The sequence below is a fragment of the Bacillus sp. EKM202B genome (genome assembly GCF_011066025.1).
GTDB lineage: Bacteria > Bacillota > Bacilli > Bacillales > Bacillaceae_G > Bacillus_A > Bacillus_A toyonensis.
On sequence record NZ_JAAMNK010000003.1, the window covers coordinates 64,586 to 80,752 of the forward strand.

At 32.9% G+C, this 16,167-nt stretch carries 21 protein-coding genes; 2 read left to right on the forward strand and 19 right to left on the reverse strand.

The genetic code is table 11. The annotated features are described in order from the left end of the window. Positions 1 to 14 precede the first annotated feature (14 nt). The 3 genes from G9F74_RS05855 to G9F74_RS05865 all read right to left on the reverse strand — a co-directional run bounded on the left by G9F74_RS05855 (position 15) and on the right by G9F74_RS05865 (position 3,096). Complete coding sequence (locus G9F74_RS05855; protein WP_016108268.1) at positions 15 to 542, reverse strand: hypothetical protein; 528 nt, start codon at positions 540 to 542, stop codon at positions 15 to 17. A 90-nt stretch (positions 543 to 632) separates the two neighbouring features. After that, a complete protein-coding gene (locus G9F74_RS05860; protein ID WP_033661278.1) occupies positions 633 to 2,321 on the reverse strand; it encodes a formate--tetrahydrofolate ligase in 1,689 nt (562 codons plus the stop codon). Positions 2,322 to 2,415: 94 nt separating this feature from the next. Further along, positions 2,416 to 3,096 carry a class I SAM-dependent methyltransferase gene (locus G9F74_RS05865; RefSeq protein ID WP_016108267.1) on the reverse strand — a complete coding sequence of 227 codons (681 nt, stop codon included), beginning with the start codon at positions 3,094 to 3,096 and terminating at the stop codon, positions 2,416 to 2,418. A gap of 357 nt (positions 3,097 to 3,453) precedes the next feature. On the opposite strand from G9F74_RS05865, the gene G9F74_RS05870 reads away from it, so the two are divergent. Further along, positions 3,454 to 3,792 carry a hypothetical protein gene (locus G9F74_RS05870; RefSeq protein WP_001253192.1) on the forward strand — a complete coding sequence of 113 codons (339 nt, stop codon included), beginning with the start codon at positions 3,454 to 3,456 and terminating at the stop codon, positions 3,790 to 3,792. A gap of 29 nt (positions 3,793 to 3,821) precedes the next feature. Here the strand turns inward: G9F74_RS05870 and G9F74_RS05875 are convergent, their stop codons facing one another. From G9F74_RS05875 to ytfJ, 4 genes are all read right to left on the reverse strand, one after another. Beyond that, a complete protein-coding gene (locus G9F74_RS05875) occupies positions 3,822 to 4,034 on the reverse strand; it encodes a hypothetical protein (RefSeq protein WP_000798747.1) in 213 nt (70 codons plus the stop codon). Positions 4,035 to 4,103: 69 nt separating this feature from the next. Continuing rightward, positions 4,104 to 4,424 carry a hypothetical protein gene (locus tag G9F74_RS05880; protein ID WP_000761187.1) on the reverse strand — a complete coding sequence of 107 codons (321 nt, stop codon included), beginning with the start codon at positions 4,422 to 4,424 and terminating at the stop codon, positions 4,104 to 4,106. Positions 4,425 to 4,475: 51 nt separating this feature from the next. Next, positions 4,476 to 5,252, reverse strand: coding sequence for an oxalate:formate antiporter (locus tag G9F74_RS05885; RefSeq protein WP_000014090.1), 777 nt, complete (start codon positions 5,250 to 5,252; stop codon positions 4,476 to 4,478). Positions 5,253 to 5,412: 160 nt separating this feature from the next. Further along, the gene (gene ytfJ, locus G9F74_RS05890; RefSeq protein ID WP_000349987.1) at positions 5,413 to 5,838 is read right to left on the reverse strand and encodes a GerW family sporulation protein; all 426 of its coding nucleotides are present in this window, start codon (positions 5,836 to 5,838) and stop codon (positions 5,413 to 5,415) included. A gap of 131 nt (positions 5,839 to 5,969) precedes the next feature. Here ytfJ and G9F74_RS05895 point away from each other — a divergent pair, with 131 nt between their 5' ends. Beyond that, positions 5,970 to 6,755 (forward strand): GNAT family N-acetyltransferase, encoded by a 786-nt coding sequence (locus G9F74_RS05895; protein WP_016108266.1) that lies wholly within the window; start codon positions 5,970 to 5,972, stop codon positions 6,753 to 6,755. Between the two features lie 295 nt (positions 6,756 to 7,050). Here G9F74_RS05895 and G9F74_RS05900 read toward each other — a convergent pair whose 3' ends face one another. The 12 genes from G9F74_RS05900 to G9F74_RS05955 all read right to left on the reverse strand — a co-directional run bounded on the left by G9F74_RS05900 (position 7,051) and on the right by G9F74_RS05955 (position 16,147). After that, on the reverse strand, positions 7,051 to 7,821 hold the full coding sequence (locus G9F74_RS05900) for a DUF3952 domain-containing protein (protein WP_000628358.1): 771 nt from the start codon (positions 7,819 to 7,821) through the stop codon (positions 7,051 to 7,053). Positions 7,822 to 7,983: 162 nt separating this feature from the next. Further along, positions 7,984 to 8,757, reverse strand: coding sequence for a hypothetical protein (locus G9F74_RS05905; RefSeq protein ID WP_016108265.1), 774 nt, complete (start codon positions 8,755 to 8,757; stop codon positions 7,984 to 7,986). Positions 8,758 to 8,819: 62 nt separating this feature from the next. Further along, positions 8,820 to 9,581, reverse strand: coding sequence for a hypothetical protein (locus G9F74_RS05910; protein WP_016108264.1), 762 nt, complete (start codon positions 9,579 to 9,581; stop codon positions 8,820 to 8,822). Between the two features lie 179 nt (positions 9,582 to 9,760). After that, positions 9,761 to 10,006 (reverse strand): hypothetical protein, encoded by a 246-nt coding sequence (locus G9F74_RS05915; protein WP_016108263.1) that lies wholly within the window; start codon positions 10,004 to 10,006, stop codon positions 9,761 to 9,763. Positions 10,007 to 10,295: 289 nt separating this feature from the next. Further along, complete coding sequence (locus G9F74_RS05920; RefSeq protein ID WP_016108262.1) at positions 10,296 to 10,742, reverse strand: DUF5085 family protein; 447 nt, start codon at positions 10,740 to 10,742, stop codon at positions 10,296 to 10,298. Beyond that, positions 10,739 to 11,200, reverse strand: coding sequence for a DUF5085 family protein (locus G9F74_RS05925; protein ID WP_000701787.1), 462 nt, complete (start codon positions 11,198 to 11,200; stop codon positions 10,739 to 10,741). Before G9F74_RS05925 ends, G9F74_RS05920 begins: the two co-directional genes overlap by 4 nt. Before the next feature lie 136 nt (positions 11,201 to 11,336). Beyond that, positions 11,337 to 12,122, reverse strand: a complete 786-nt coding sequence (locus G9F74_RS05930; RefSeq protein WP_016108261.1) for a hypothetical protein — start codon at positions 12,120 to 12,122, stop codon at positions 11,337 to 11,339. 109 nt (positions 12,123 to 12,231) lie between these two features. Then, a complete protein-coding gene (locus G9F74_RS05935; RefSeq protein WP_016108260.1) occupies positions 12,232 to 12,702 on the reverse strand; it encodes a hypothetical protein in 471 nt (156 codons plus the stop codon). A 136-nt stretch (positions 12,703 to 12,838) separates the two neighbouring features. Beyond that, positions 12,839 to 13,282, reverse strand: a complete 444-nt coding sequence (locus G9F74_RS05940) for a DUF5085 family protein (protein WP_016108259.1) — start codon at positions 13,280 to 13,282, stop codon at positions 12,839 to 12,841. After that, the gene (locus G9F74_RS05945; RefSeq protein WP_016108258.1) at positions 13,279 to 13,740 is read right to left on the reverse strand and encodes a DUF5085 family protein; all 462 of its coding nucleotides are present in this window, start codon (positions 13,738 to 13,740) and stop codon (positions 13,279 to 13,281) included. The genes G9F74_RS05940 and G9F74_RS05945 overlap by 4 nt, the downstream gene beginning before the upstream one ends. Positions 13,741 to 13,853: 113 nt before the next feature. Further along, positions 13,854 to 14,636 carry a hypothetical protein gene (locus tag G9F74_RS05950; RefSeq protein WP_016108257.1) on the reverse strand — a complete coding sequence of 261 codons (783 nt, stop codon included), beginning with the start codon at positions 14,634 to 14,636 and terminating at the stop codon, positions 13,854 to 13,856. Positions 14,637 to 14,665: 29 nt separating this feature from the next. Beyond that, positions 14,666 to 16,147, reverse strand: coding sequence for a T7SS effector LXG polymorphic toxin (locus tag G9F74_RS05955; protein WP_016108256.1), 1,482 nt, complete (start codon positions 16,145 to 16,147; stop codon positions 14,666 to 14,668). Positions 16,148 to 16,167: the final 20 nt, after the last annotated feature.

Genomic DNA, 16,167 nt, shown 5'->3' on the forward strand with positions numbered 1-16,167 from the left:
TTTCTCCTTTATCTCTATTTTTGAAGAAAATGCTGTATTGTTCGCACCGTTTCTATCATGTGTGAAATAACAGCTATTAAATCATCAACATGGTCTTCTGTAATCACTTTTTGAAATAGAACCTCTACCTTATTATGATATGAAATCGCTTGCTTATTATATTCGTATGAAACTTTTTGCATAATCATTCTTTCTTTTCCCCATATAGAACGCATGAAAGTTTCAATTTCTTCGCATACTCCTTCTGGCTGTTCTATCGGGAATGAAAATGCTAACTTCATTTCACATCCTGGTGTAAACTGAGGCACTTCTAGTATTTCACCAGACAAGTTCTTTGCATCCACAGATAATGAAAATGTCGCTTCTACTAATGGTTCGAACGGTTCTGTTAACTGAAACGAGATATGATATATACGACTTAATGAAGCAAGGTCCATCATATCTTTTCGATCTGTTACAAGAATATCACCATGTAAGTCAAAATCATAAACAGCACCTTCTACGATTACTTTTAAATTGTCAAAAGCAGTTGGATCAAACATAATTTCCTCCAAAAAACAGGCGCCTTTCGATGGAAAGGCGCCACTTGATGTATATATAGTTTACAGATAAACGAGATGAATTACAACCTTTTAGAATAAACCTACTGCTTTTCCATCTTCATTTACATCCATTTGCAGTGCCGCTGGTTGTTTTGGAAGACCTGGCATAGTTAACATTGTTCCTGTTAATGCAACGATAAACCCTGCACCGATAGATGGTTTTAATTCACGAATTGTTACGATAAAGTCAGATGGACGACCTAACTTTGTTGCATCGTCAGAAAGAGAGTATTGTGTTTTCGCCATACAAATTGGTAGGTTACTCCAACCTTCTCCTTCGTATTGAGCTAATTGCTTACGTGCTTTCGGAGCAAAATCAATATCTTTTGCGCCATATACTTTTTGAGCAATTGTACGAATTTTTTCTTCTAATGGTAATTCTAATTCATAAAGTGGCGCGTAGTTATTTTCACCTTTTTCGATCTCTTTTAGTACTTTTTCAGCAAGGTCAACTCCACCTTGGCCACCCTTCTCCCAAACTTCTGTTAAGGATACTGCATAGCCACGCTCATTGCACCATTCTTGTAAGTATGTAACTTCTGCATCTGTATCTGTAATGAATTTATTAATTGCAATTACGAAAGGTACACCGAAGCTTTGAATTGTTTCAACATGCTTCTGTAAGTTCTCCATACCTTTTGCTAATGCATCTACATTTTCTTCTTTTAATCGATCTTTTGCTATGCCGCCATGCATTTTAAGCGCACGAATAGTCGCAACAATAACAACTGCTTCTGGTTTAATGCCAGCTGCACGAGCTTTAATATCTAAAAACTTCTCTGCGCCTAAATCTGCACCGAATCCAGCTTCTGTAATAACATAATCACCTAATTTTGCTGCCATTGTTGTAGCGATAACACTGTTACAACCGTGAGCGATATTCGCAAATGGTCCGCCATGAATGATAGCTGGTGTATTTTCTAACGTTTGTACTAAGTTTGGTTTTAATGCGTCTTTTAGTAGTAATGTTAACGCACCTTCTACACCTAAATCTTTAACCGTTACAGGTTGATTTGCAAAGTTATAAGCAACTACGATGCGAGATAAACGTGCTTTTAAATCTTGAATATCCGTTGCAAGACAGAATACGGCCATAATTTCAGATGCTACTGTAATATCAAAACCGTCTTCACGTGGTACACCTTGAACTGGTCCACCAAGACCAATTACGACGTTACGAAGGGCACGATCATTTAAGTCAACACAGCGTTTCCAAACGATTTTACGCGTATCAATTCCAAGTGTGTTTCCTTGTTGGATATGATTATCAATAAACGCCGCTAACGCGTTATTCGCAGTTGTAATTGCGTGAATATCTCCAGTAAAGTGAAGGTTAATGTCTTCCATTGGTACAACCTGTGAAAAACCACCACCTGCTGCTCCGCCTTTTAGTCCCATCGTTGGTCCAAGAGATGGTTCGCGAAGTGCAATTACTGTTTTCTTACCAATTTTATTAAAAGCTTGACCTAAACCAACTGTTACTGTTGATTTACCTTCTCCAGCTGGAGTTGGGTTAATCGCTGTTACTAAAACAACTTTACCGTCTTTCTCATCCTGTAAGCGCTTAAAAATATCAAGAGATAACTTACCTTTATAATGCCCGTATGGCTCTAATTCATCTTCTAAAATATTTAAATCGGCTGCAATTTCTTGAATCTTCTTCATACTCGCTTCTTGTGCGATTTCAATATCGGATTTAACTGTTGTAGTAGTTGTCATATACCCTAGTCCCCCTTTAATTGGTTCTGATGATATTGTATCAGTTTTTTGTATTTTCTGCACTTATTTACCTCCTAAAAATTCTTTCATTTCTTTATACGTTTTTTAACATAAATACCCATAAGAATGTTAAGGATTGTTGTAACTCTGTAGGTAGTTGACCTAGCATCTTCTCATTTACTCCGCGCTTATATACACCAATGCCATCTACAACTTCAAAACCTTGTTCTTTCGCTAACTGTTCAAATTCCCAAGGCATCATCGTATTACAAACAACGTCTGTGCCGTATAAACGAGGATAACTGTTCTCTCGAGGCTTTGCTGTCGGTCCTAAAATTGCAATACATGCGTATCCATCTTTCTTTAAAACACGTTTTATTTCATTTAATACTTGTAATGGATTCTCAGTCCATTCTAAAGAGTTAATGGCCATAATCGCTTTAAATTGTTCATTTTCAAATGGTAAAGCGGAAAGATCTCCTTTCACAAAAGATAAATTTGAATCTTCCCCACGTTCTTTACCTTTTTGAATCATAATTTCCGATAAATCTACTCCAACTGCTTTATAGCCAACGCGACTTAATTTATATGTACCGTATCCATCACCACAGCCAACATCTAACACTTGAGCTTCTTTCTCCACGTACTGTTCAAAAAATGGAATAATTGTACTCCTGCTCCCGCTATCCCACATTTCCTGACTATTTTGATTCCAATATTCCGCACTACTATCCCACTTCTTCTCTGCTGATTCATGCCAATTGAATTTCGTCATACATTCCCCTACCTTCACGTATTATCATTCAATTCATTCTACATCATTTTCCAAAATCCCTGTTTATCTTCATAAGGAGATAGAGTGAAACTTTAATTAGTGGCGGTTTTATTCGTTCCCACTGATTATTAGCCCACACCAATCGAGCTTTTACAGGCAACCCGGCTCCTACATAACTTCTTTACTCTAGCCGAATTTTGAAATAGAAGTTTTACTGCCCGCAAATAGCGGGATAAGTAAGATAACAACGAAATCTATTTTCTCCATTTTTTGCTTTACTTGGGTTTAACTCATACTCATGCTCTTCTCATTTTGAAAGATACTATAGATACACCCAATTGAAAGAGAGGGATGTACATGCGAAGAAAGAGAAATCATCATTTTAAAAGTGGTGAAAAACACGAAGAGTATGCAGCTGAAATATCTCCAGCCGGCATTCCAATTAGACATGAGCGCAAAGAAATTGCAAATGAAATAGAAGGTACAAATACCGGAGCAATGATAGGCTATGTCGCATTATTTCTTTCGTTATTCTCAATTGCTTTTTATCCAGTTACACTTGGTTCTCTTGCGATTTTAGTTGGTTTATTAGCTGTTAATTTCGGAGCAAGAACACTTGGATATACAGCAATTGGTTTTGGTAGTTTTTCTGTTTTATTTACTTTACTTTATCCGCTTGCTTTGTCAGCGTTTTAAAAAAACACACCAAGTTATACTTGGTGTGTTCATTCATGATACAACATAATATGACCGCATCCACAACAGTGCTTTGCTGTAATTTCTTGAAAGACCGGATAATTCTCTTCATCCCTATGTTCAATAAATACTTTTTCAAATCGATACATGTTTGGCGCATATGCCCAATCTTGTTTCGTACGAGCGTACAACGTTGAGGAAAAAAACTCCTCACCACCGCAAACGATGCATGTATTCTTCATCACTACCCCTCCTATGCTTGTCTTACTTCATCTATATGAACACAAGCATAAAAAAAAGACCTTCTATTACTAGAAAGTCTTTTCTGAAACAAAAAGAAATGTACCAAACATCCCTACTCCGCTATATTCTTTCGTAACACCAGCTTCTGTTTTAAACGTTTGCTTTACAGTCATAAAGAATACACCATTTCGTGCATCTGTACTTTCAAATTGTAGCTTTTCTTTTTTACCATCTACATTTTGTGTGCATTCAAAACTACTCTCATCACATTTCAACGCATACTTATCCTCTACATACGAATTAAAATCCGATTCTTTCGGACACGTAATAAGCAATATCGCCACGAGAATAATACTTACAATACCCACAATTGTATAATATTTCTTCATTTGTTCTCCTTTCAAATGACAAGAAAACTTGACTTCATGCGCCAAGTTTTCTTAGTCAACAACCCATTGCCACTCTTGTTCTTTCTTATCAAAAATGAGCCAACCTGTTTCTGTTGCTTCCTCTTTCAATTCATCGATATTATCTAGCACCTCATCCGTACTTTCATACGAACCAACTACATATACCGGAATTTCAAGACCTCTTCTTGACTCAATTTTCCCTGCTAAATCAATATAAAGACCATCTTCCATTAATGGAATAAGCCCCATAATCACTTCTTTTGAAATTGCTGGGAAAATTTTTGATTTTTGGAAGAAAGAAAAACGTTTCTTACCGAAAGCACCGAGTTTATAAGGAATGACTTTACTTAACATTCCAACAAAATCAGCAATTCTACGGTAATATACTTTGTTGTACCAACCGTCATCATGTGAAAAATAAACAAATCTATTTTTCAACAACGGAAAGAATGTTCTTGCAAGTGGTTCTTTTTTGTGAGCCAAATATAACAGTTCTGCAATTTCTTTTGGCTCTAATTCATCTAAATCGCTTGCATCATCAAAATCTACCCAACAAAATTCATCAAATTCATCAATCTCTGCTTGAATTAGCTTATGTATATTTTCTTCCTCAACATATTCAAATAAAGTATGATAATGAAAATCCGTCCATTCAAAGTTATGCTTCAAAAGCAAAACTTGATGAAGCGGTGAAGGGATGTTACTTGCAAACTCTTTAAACGTAATTCCTGATGTAATAAAACAATGACCTCGACGATTACCATTAATATATATCATATTCTTTACTTGGTCAGATCCTCCAGACAAAGCACCTAGCCACCTTCGTTTTATATGTTTCAATTCTATAGCATATTTTAACATGAAAAATTTTAGAAACATAGAAAAAACTTCAAAAACTATTTACAATTTCATGTGTTTTATTACATAGTGATTACAAGAAAAAACGCCTGCTCATAAGCAGGCGTTTTTAAAGGATTTCATCCGGGTTTTGAGGATGATGATTTCCCTCTTTCTTTTCATCTTTTTGGAACATCGATTGAATTTTATCAATTGTTTGTGGAGCTAATTCAATCATTTTTTCTGCTAAATGTGTCGCATTTTGTAAATGAAGAATATTTACTCCATCTTTATTCACCACAAGAAATGCTACTGGTGTAATAGAAACACCACCCGCGCTACCGCCACCAAATGCAGGGTTACCGTTCGCTCTTTGTCCATCATTCGTTTGGAAATCAGAACCTCCTGCTCCAAAACCGAACGCTACTTTAGAAACCGTTAACACCACACCACCGTCAGCCGTTTGAACAGGCTCTCCAACAATCGTATTCACATCGACCATTTCTTTTAAATTTTCCATTGCCGCTTTCATTAACCCTTGAATTGGATGATCCACCGTTCATAACCTCCTTTGTCATATCTTTCCTAGTTTTTCCGAAAGTTTGTGAACTAAACATAAAATTTTATATTGATTTCAAAAAACTTAAGTTGTAATATTTAGAAAAATAAAAAAGAGGTAGATTCGTTATGATGCGAAAATTAACAAAGAAAGATCATGAACAAGTATTCGCTTACCTAAAAGAAGAAGCAGCCATTAACTTATTTATTATTGGAGATATTGAAGCTTTCGGTTATGATACAGATTTTCAAGAATTATGGGGAGTATTTGAAGAGAACGGAACATTAAAATCGATTTTACTTCGCTTTCACGATACATTTATACCGTATAGTAAAGAAGAGTTTGTGGTTACTGACTATGAGGCACTTCTTTCCGCATATAAGCCGCTTAAACTCTCTGGCAAGTCAACTATTGTAGAAAGATTTGAAACTGCTCCAAGTGTACAACTAGGCGCCAAAAATGAAATGTATTTTTGCGAATGCCAAGATGACAACAACTTACCTAGCACACCAATTCATAAAACAATTAAACTTGCCTCACTCGATGATATAGAACGAATTATGAAATTACGAAGTGACATCGCTGAATTCCCGACTGCAAATGAATCTGAAAAAATGTTAAGGCAAGCTATCGAAACAAATACAGGACGTACATATTATATTGAAAAAGACGGTGCAATCATCGCATCCGCCTCAACTTCCGCTGAAAATTCATTATCTGCCATGGTTGTTGGCGTATGTACGCATCCGAACTACCGCGGCAATGGATATGCTTCGCTTATATTGCAAAAAATGATTCAAGACTTTACGAAAGAAGGCCGAACACTTTGTTTGTTTTATAACAATCCAGCAGCTGGACGTATTTATAAACGACTAGGGTTTAAAGATATTGGAATGTGGATGATGTACCGATAATAAGGGCTACTCTATATACGGAAATAGTTGTCACTTAGCAATAAAAGCAAATTACAAAAAATTTCACACCGTTATTATGAAGATGGAGAAACTACTTGTAAAGCCATGCCCCTATCTAAAACATGTCATGTATTCAAGCTAAATTTAGACAGATAAACGCCCAATTGTTGAATCTACTCCAGCAATTGGGGCGTTTATTCTAAAATTCTTTCCACTACAAATAAAAATATTTATGAGACAGTCACCACACTTATGTCGCTATTATCTTTACGTGCAAATTCCTTTCTTAATATTACTACTTCTTATTATACTGTGCTTTAAAATCAATATATTCCTGTTTCGCATCTTGGTTATTACCTTGGTGACTATCAAAAGATGTATGTATTTGTGATATGTGTTCTACTAACTTTCCTTCTTCATTTCTCTTTTTATAATTCATTACAATACTTACTTCCAATATCTGCTCTGAACCCTTTGTAAACTCAATATGCAGTGCGATCGATCCACCACCATATTCATCATATTGTATTTTTAACTTATCATTAATAATACTTTGAAACTCTGATTCAGTTAATTTATATCCAACAGTACTAGGCTGACCAAACTTTTTTATATCACCTCCTGGCTTCATCTTTAGTTTCCCTATCCCTTTTAAACGATCTACAATTAAGTTCACGTATGAAACATCCAGACTTGAATCCGTACTTTGTACCTGTCCATTCTCATAACTAATATTTGTACTATAATTAACTTCTTCTCTATAATTTTTATTATCTACTTTCGAGGTAATTTCTTGTGTTGTATTTCCATATAAACTTTTATCTTTCGTATTATATATACCTTTCGAAGTTTGATAAATTGTTTTACTGTGCTCTCCATCTTCCTTTTGCTCATATGTACTATATATACCTCTTTGTTTCACATACGCATATCCATCATCACTAGCGGACATAACCTTTTTCATGTCACCTTCATCCAAAGCTTTGACAAATGGCTCATACTCTATCTTTTTTTCAAAAAAACTACATGCTTGTAGTAGGCTGATTACTATTATGATAGTAATCATTTTAAACACTTTTTTTTCATTTCATCATCACACTACTCTCTACATTTTCAACTAGATAATCTTTTAATCACATTACATAATTAAAATTTCTTTTAGTAGTTAAAATACTCTCCTTTAAACCACTACTTTTTTCACCATTAAAACTTACAATACACACTTTCTTTATGCCTTACGTTTCGATTTACCTTTTTTATTTCTCTTTCGATATCTTGAAGTCTCTCTTTTATGTTGCCCCCATGATATGTTAAATGACGGAAATTTAAACCTGCAATACGCTAATAGCTGAAATTCTGCTGCTCCGATTGCTACTGTATACAGTAAAACAATACCTACCGCATAAAGAACTAAAACATCGATTCCATGATCATTATGATAACATATCAAAATAAGCAGGATTAGTGCATATAGTGTAGCCCACTTCATCACATTCCCTTTTGTTTTACTAAAAAATGAGGTGGATCTTTCATCCTTACTAAACGCACCTTCACTCGCTTGTTTAAACGAATCGATAGTTGTCACAATGTGAACAATGACTGCTCCTAGGAATAACATACCTACATATATTAATGTAATTCTGTCAATTGAATCCTCAGAAATCCCAGGAAGAATCAACGCTGTGAATGTTATAGTACCTAATTGAAATGCATATAATAATATTACAAAAGTTTGTAGTTTTTGTAATTTAAAACACATTTTTGGAAATGAATATAGAATTAAAAACATTATTTGTAAGCTATATAACACAATTTTAATTTTAACAATTGTTTTGTCAAAGAAAGTATTATAATACTCCAAGCCCCCTATAAAAATAAAAAACATAAATACTGAAGTATAAACTATCCCTCCAATAAAGAAAACCATAGCACCTTCAGGGCTTAAACGATCTTTACATGTCATCCTAAATTCATCTAAATCCTCTTCTTTTATATTCCACATTTAGTTTTTTCACCTTCTATACGTTTCAATTATTTTCCAAACACTAAAATTCTATTAATATATTATTTATTTTTCGTTTTGAATTTCTTATTTTGTTTTCGAAATCTCCCATGCATTCTCTGATTCTCTTCCCACGACAAATTAAATGACTTGAATTTGAATCTACAGTACGCCAATAGTTGGAATTCTGCCGCTCCGATTGCAACCGCATACATTAAAACAGTTCCTACTCCATACATAACAAAAAAATCAATCGAATAATCATTTTGAAAATACATCAAAATAAGTAGTATTAATACATATATTATAGCTCCCTTTATCATAGCTCCTTTTGTCTTACTAAAAAACGAGGTGGATCTTTCATCAGTACTAAACGCACCTTCACTTGCTTGTTTAAATGTATCTAGCGTTGCTACAATATGGATAATAACTGCTCCTACAAATAATAGCCCGGTATACATCCTACCAGTTGAATTATCAACCATTTCAGAAACAATCGAAACTACAAATAATATCGTTCCAAGTTGAAACGCATATAGTAATACGATTAGCGTTTGGAACTTTTGAAATTTAAAACATGCTTTCGGAAATAGAAATATAATTAAAAATATAATTTGAATACTAAATAACACAATTTCAGTTTTAACAATAGTTCTATCAAAAAAATTGTTGTAGTAACTCAAATCCCCTACAAAAATAATAAACATAAATATCGAAATATAAAATATTGTTCCAAGCATAAATCCCGTCGCACCTTCAGGACTTAAACGGCCTTGACATGTCATTCGAAACTTATCTAAATCTTCTTCTTTTATATTCCACATCCAATTATCCCACCTTTAACTACATTCACTTAAATCATGTAGATTAAATATAAAAACCTTCTCATTTTGATGAAAAGAGAAGGTTTTTTTGCTGTTATACATTCATGCCATATTCAAAACTTTCCCTCTTGAAATAACTTATTATAGTTAATCTTTGAAATTTTATTTTCACTATTAATTTAGGCATTTTTACTTTTCTTAAAAAACACCACATATGCAAATAATGACGAGATTAAGAGGAATACACCCGCCCCTATACCCTCATATATTTTAAAATAAACAGCAGCGATTATTACAAATATGGACATTATTATTATTAGAATCATTGTATATTTCATTATAAATTCTAACGCTTTATATATAGATACTATTGTCCTTTCAAAAAAACTTTTCTCTGTTTCCAAAACATTTCGATCCTTATTCAAATTAACAACCTCCTCTTTTTACAAATTAACATTTGAATAAATTTACCCCTTCAAAATAGCAACAAAGTGAACTACAGAACGTAAATACTACCAATACAGAATGATTCAACTGAAAATCACATGTCGAAATATTAAGTTAATTATATGTAGATTTGAGAACGAAAAACCTCCTCATTCTAACGAGAAGAGAAGGTTTTATTTATGTCATTTCCCCAAATTCTATTCAAAACTATTTCTTTTATAATATTTCATGATGTTACCATACTTTAAAAATCACAAGCTTAAAATATTATTCTTCATTAAATACAGCAATCTTCACTTCAACATACTGTAAAGACTCATCACCGCTAAACACATGATAAATTGGCGAGGCTAAATTCAGATTATTATCCTCCATATACTGAAGCATTTCACCATATACCTGCTCTGTTAATTTTTCATAATCTCCTGTATATCGTTTCATGAGCATCTCATCAACATAATAATAGCTCCTAAATTGAAGTGTTTCTGATGTTAGAATTTTATCTTCATTTACTGGCATGAATAATTCAACATACATATTTTCATCAGATGGTATATTTTTCAAAGCATAAAACATCGGACCTTTTACTGTTAAATTCGCTGTTGCAATTTCTGACATAAAATGTTCAATTGCTTCTTCCATATCTTCGTAATGAAAATAGTATTCTTTCGAAACAACATTTGTATATGCAATACTTTGTCCTTCAATTATCATTTTATTGTTTCACCTACTTCTATAATAGGAGCATAAATATCTAGCCACATGTCACCGTATACGTCTAAACATACGTGATAAAAACCGTTTTCTAATTTAATATGATGCTGTTCTGCAAACTCATGTATTAAATTATAAGCCTCTTCAATATCACCATCTTCATCAGTAAATCGAACACTTAATGCCTCTTCAATAATTAATCCATCAACATACTCATATGCAGAATTCTCTCCTAATTTAACACGTTCATTTACTGGAACAGAATACGTATATTCGCCATACTCTGGTTCATTTTCCAATGGCTGATATTTAAAAAGAACGGGACCTACAGCATATATTCCATTATGAACAACTTGATTTCTCAGTGCGATAGCAGGTAATAACCAATCTTCTTTTTTTACAATTTGGGTAATGCTAATTAAATTTAAGAGTGATAATGCTTTATATTGAATTTTCATAATACTTACCCCTTTTACTATTCTTTCTCTTTGCTATATATTTCTTTGCTTCCTCAAATGTCAATTTTACTCTCTTTCATGTTTCTTCCACATTATAGTAAATGGTAAACATTTAAACCTACTATACTCATTTCCTTTACGCCTTACGTTTCGATTTATTTTTTTTATTTTTCTTTTGATATCTTGGAGTTTCTCTTTTATGTTGCTCCCATGATATGTTAAATGACGGAAATTTAAACCTGCAATACGCTAATAGCTGAAATTCAGCTGCACCGATGGCTACTGTATACATTAAAACAGTACCTATTACATATCCAATAAAAGTATCAAACGTATAATCATTATGAAAATAAATCAAACTAAGAAGGATTAATGCGTATATTGAAGCCACTTTCATCATAGTTCCTTTTGTTTTACTAAAAAAGGAATTGGATCTTTCATTCATACTAAACGCACCTTCACTTGCCTGTTTAAACGTATCAATCGTTGTCACAATATGAACAATCACTGCTCCTAAAAATAAGAAACCTACATATCCTAATGTAATTCGATCAATTGTATAATCAGACATTCCAGGTAGAATTAGAGCCGTGAATAATATCGTACCTAATTGAAATGCATATAATAATACAACAAATGTTTGTAACTTTTGAAATTTAAATCGAGCTTTTGGAGATGAATATAGAATTAAAAAAATTATTTGCAAGCTATATAGCACAAGTTCCATTCTAACGATTGTTTTCTCAAAGAAAGTAGTATAATAGTCCCAACCAAACGTTACTAAAGTACCAATAAGAAAAAACATCATAACTGAAACGTACACCATTGTTCCTATCATAAAACCTAAAGCACCTTCAGGACTTAAACGCCTTCTACATATCACCCTAAACTTATCTAAATCTTCTTCTTTTATTTTCCACATCCAATTGTCCCACCCTTAACTACATACACTTAAATCATGTAGATTAAAAATAAAAACCTTCTCATTTTGATGAAAAGAGAAGGTTTTATTAATCTCAGATATTTTTACACTATAATAATGATTCTTTTTGAGCTATTTCATAGTGCTCTGCTATTTTTTTACACATCTTTTTATATCCCAGCATCCACTCTGCTATTTCTTCTAGCTCTTCATCAGTGGACTTTTTCTTATATTTAAAACCAATCACTTTCATATCCGAAAACACTTCTTCTTCCATTTCTTCATCTACCGGAATACATTGGATAATAACTTTCGTTGTGTTTGAGACTTGTACAAAAATTTCAAATGTGCCAACAAACATAGCAACCGTTCGGAATAATTCTTTATTACTCATATATAAAACCCTTGCAAGTTCTTCTGCAAGTTCAGGGTATATAAACAATACATCAATCATTTCAGCAGCTATTATGCAATCATCTATTGATACTTTCTCCAATATTTGCTGCTTAATTAATTCTCCAGTTTTATCCTCACACTCTTGTTGAAAATACACAGTTTTTTCTTTTGAAAATAACCACATATGTAAACCCCTTCCTACTAAAAACAACAATTAGAACTCTTAATTCAAGAATACCTTTATATTATTCTTCTATAAAACGAAACTAAAATCAGGTTTTTACTTTTCATATTTCCAGAACTAAAAGTACACTAAATTATTATTGTGTATCCACTGCAATTTTTATTTCAACATACTGTAGCTCTTCATCACCGCTAAAAATATGATAAATAGGTGAAATCATATCAAGTTCATTATCTTCCATATACTGAAGCATCTCAGCATATGCATACTCGGTTAATGTTTCATAATCTCCTGTCAATCGTTTTACAAGCATGTCATCTACATAGTAATAGCTTCTAAATTTCATTGTTTCTAATGGTGGAACTTTATCCTCATATATCGGCATAAATAATTCAATATACATATTTTCATCTGAAGGAACATTTTTCAATGTATAAAATAGTGGACCTTTTGCTGTTAAGTTCGCTTTTTCTATTTCTAGCATAAAATCATCAATTGAATCTTTCATATAAGTATAATAAATATAGTATTCTTTTGAAACAACATTTGTATATGCAATACTTTGCCCTTCTATAATCATTTTACGGTTTCACCCACTTCTATAATAGGAGCATAAATATCTAACCATGTATCACCGTATACATCTAAGCATACATGATAAAAACTACTATCTAATTTAATATGGTTTTGATTTGCCACCTCGAGTATTAAATTATACACATCTTCAATATCACCATCTTCATCCGTAAAACGCACACTCAAAGCATCTTCAATTATTAAACCATCAATGTATTCATATGCAGAATCTCCCCCCAGTTCCACACGTTCATTTACAGGAACACAATATGTATATTCACCATATGCTGGTTCATTTTCAAGTGGTTTGTATTTAAAGAGAACCGGTCCTACTGCATAAATCCCATTACGAATAACTTGATTTCTCAGCGCAATAGCAGGTAGTAACCAATCTTCTTTCTTGACGACTTGAGTAATACTAATTAAATTTAGTAATGATAATGCTTTATACTGAACTTTCATAACATCTACTCCCCTTATCTTTATTTCTTTCTAATTCGAATAGAAACCTGCAATTTCTCATTTCATACACATAAATTAACAACTTATGCTATAGCAAAAATTCATTTCTTTTATTATCTACTCTTCGATTTATTTTTTTTATTATATTTTCTAAATTTCTGACGTTCTCTCTCATTCTCTTCCCATGTCATATTAAATGATTTAAATTTAAATCTACAGTACACCAACAATTGAAATTCAGCTGCACCAATAGCTACTGCATACATAATCACGGTAAATATTAAATAACCAAACATTGTATCTAATGAGTAAGAACTATTTACATAAATTAAAATAAGTAAACTTAACACATAAATTACAGTTCCTTTGAGCACATTCAATTTTGTTTCACTAAAAAATGAAGTAGCTCTTTCATCCATACTAAACGCACCTTTACTTGCCTGTTTAAATGTATCAATTGTTGTGACAATATGAAAAACAACTGCTCCTAACAATAATAAACTTACAAAAATAAGTGTGTTAGAATTAATTGAATAATCGCTCATCCCTGGAAGAATAAAAACCGTCCACCCTATAGTACCAAGTTGAAATGCGTATAATAATACCACAAGCGCCTGTAGTTTTTGAAATTTAAAACGAGCTTTTGGAAATAAATATAGTATTAAAAAAATTAGTTGAAGGCTGTACAATACAAGCTCCACACTAACAATTACTTTCTCAAAAGGTTTTGAATAGAAATCCCACCCTGTTTTAGTTAATGCTAAAATAATAAAAAACATCACTAATGAATCAAAAATTATCGTTCCTAGCATAAATCCTGTTGCACCCTCAGGACTTAAACGCCTTCTACATGTCATTCGAAATCCATCTAAGTCTTCCTCTTTTATATTCCACATAATCTATCTGCACCTTTCTTGTAGCCTAATCACCAAAATAGATCCCCAAGTTTTTTTGTTAATTTTTTGACCCCTTTTTTAGTAACATCAATTATACTATCCCCTCCCAGCTGGCTAAATTTTTTATTCATTAAATATACAGCACCAACTGCAACACCAGCTCCTACAACTGTTCCAATAGGCGGAAGGAAAAATGACCCCGCTACAGCGCCAGCTGCAGCGGCTCCGGCGTTCGCCCCAACATCAACTGCTGAGTCTGTCGTTATATCTGCTATATCATGGAGTTGCCATCCATCTTTTTGAGCTTCAGCAATGTTATTTCCAACTGACACAACCGCTCCAAATATGGCTGTTCCTTTTAAAAACTTACCAGTATTTCCAAGTTCTTTAAATGCTTCTTTCCATTGCCCAGGATGCAAATCTTTTAATCCTTTTACATACTCCGTTTTAAACGAACTCCATCCTCTTTCTTTAATTGCAGTAGGTAGCCCTTTTTTACTCCAATCCTGTTGGAACTTTTGAAAATCTTGAAATTCCGGTAATTTATAAATTCCTTTTCTTGCTTTTCTTACTTGTTCATTCGTAATTCTCGAATTTTCTACACCATCCAATTTAAGTCCATTTTTTATATAACGAAATATACTATCATCACTACTATCCATCTTAAGTAATTTATACACCTCCACTAAATCTTCTTTTTGACGTGTTGATAGTGTAAACTTCCCTTTTCCTTTTCGACCATTAGAATCAAATAAAACACTTAAATCATAGTTCTTTTTGGCATAATACATACGAGCAAAAGCGGCCACCAAAAATTTACCACCCTTTTGTCGAATATCAAACGTCGTCATGCTATCCGAAATACCATTTATTAAGTTTCCATTCCATCCACCAGCCATAATTTTTTCGACTATCTTACTAGAAAAATCTCCATTCGCTGCTTGTATTTCTTTCATTCCCTTGTCTAATGAACTCAACATTTCATTAAAATGTTGAAGTTCATTTTGCTGACTATTATACGTTTCTAATTTTTCTAGCGTATCACTAACTTCCTTTTGACTTTTTTGGATTCCTTCAGATATTCCTGAAGATGATGGATACTGAGTTGGGACAATGTCTGCTATAGTCGATATAGTTTGTTTTGCTTCTTCATTAGATCGATCAAATTCATTGCTATATCCATTAATTTTTTTCTTTACATTATCTAAATAGTTCCCATAAATCTTTGTGTCACTATCACTATCAACTGTATTATTAAAACTCTCTATTGCTTTTTGAAATTCATTTTTTAACTCTTCCGCTGCAATCTGAAATCCAGCAATCGTAGTACCATGTACTCTAGAAAAATACTCCTTTATTCCATCTGCTGCTTTCCCTTGAAAAGAATTAAGTTGTTTCAAATCATCTATTTTCCCTAATAAATTTTCAAAATATTGATTTAGTTCGTCAGCACTTGTTTGAAATCTTTTTTGTAATTCATTTACTTCTTGTAATTCAATACTTTTGTCCACGTTTCTCTCCCCTTATTTCA

Coding starts and splice junctions, on each gene's coding strand:
- G9F74_RS05855 (WP_016108268.1), bottom strand. CDS start 542: ATGTTTGATCCAACTGCTTTTGACAATTTAAAAGTAATCGTAGAAGGT.
- G9F74_RS05860 (WP_033661278.1), bottom strand. CDS start 2,321: ATGACAACTACTACAACAGTTAAATCCGATATTGAAATCGCACAAGAA.
- G9F74_RS05865 (WP_016108267.1), bottom strand. CDS start 3,096: ATGACGAAATTCAATTGGCATGAATCAGCAGAGAAGAAGTGGGATAGT.
- G9F74_RS05870 (WP_001253192.1), top strand. CDS start 3,454: ATGCGAAGAAAGAGAAATCATCATTTTAAAAGTGGTGAAAAACACGAA.
- G9F74_RS05875 (WP_000798747.1), bottom strand. CDS start 4,034: ATGAAGAATACATGCATCGTTTGCGGTGGTGAGGAGTTTTTTTCCTCA.
- G9F74_RS05880 (WP_000761187.1), bottom strand. CDS start 4,424: ATGAAGAAATATTATACAATTGTGGGTATTGTAAGTATTATTCTCGTG.
- G9F74_RS05895 (WP_016108266.1), top strand. CDS start 5,970: ATGATGCGAAAATTAACAAAGAAAGATCATGAACAAGTATTCGCTTAC.
- G9F74_RS05900 (WP_000628358.1), bottom strand. CDS start 7,821: ATGATTACTATCATAATAGTAATCAGCCTACTACAAGCATGTAGTTTT.
- G9F74_RS05905 (WP_016108265.1), bottom strand. CDS start 8,757: ATGTGGAATATAAAAGAAGAGGATTTAGATGAATTTAGGATGACATGT.
- G9F74_RS05910 (WP_016108264.1), bottom strand. CDS start 9,581: ATGTGGAATATAAAAGAAGAAGATTTAGATAAGTTTCGAATGACATGT.
- G9F74_RS05920 (WP_016108262.1), bottom strand. CDS start 10,742: ATGATAATTGAAGGACAAAGTATTGCATATACAAATGTTGTTTCGAAA.
- G9F74_RS05925 (WP_000701787.1), bottom strand. CDS start 11,200: ATGAAAATTCAATATAAAGCATTATCACTCTTAAATTTAATTAGCATT.
- G9F74_RS05930 (WP_016108261.1), bottom strand. CDS start 12,122: ATGTGGAAAATAAAAGAAGAAGATTTAGATAAGTTTAGGGTGATATGT.
- G9F74_RS05935 (WP_016108260.1), bottom strand. CDS start 12,702: ATGTGGTTATTTTCAAAAGAAAAAACTGTGTATTTTCAACAAGAGTGT.
- G9F74_RS05940 (WP_016108259.1), bottom strand. CDS start 13,282: ATGATTATAGAAGGGCAAAGTATTGCATATACAAATGTTGTTTCAAAA.
- G9F74_RS05945 (WP_016108258.1), bottom strand. CDS start 13,740: ATGAAAGTTCAGTATAAAGCATTATCATTACTAAATTTAATTAGTATT.
- G9F74_RS05950 (WP_016108257.1), bottom strand. CDS start 14,636: ATGTGGAATATAAAAGAGGAAGACTTAGATGGATTTCGAATGACATGT.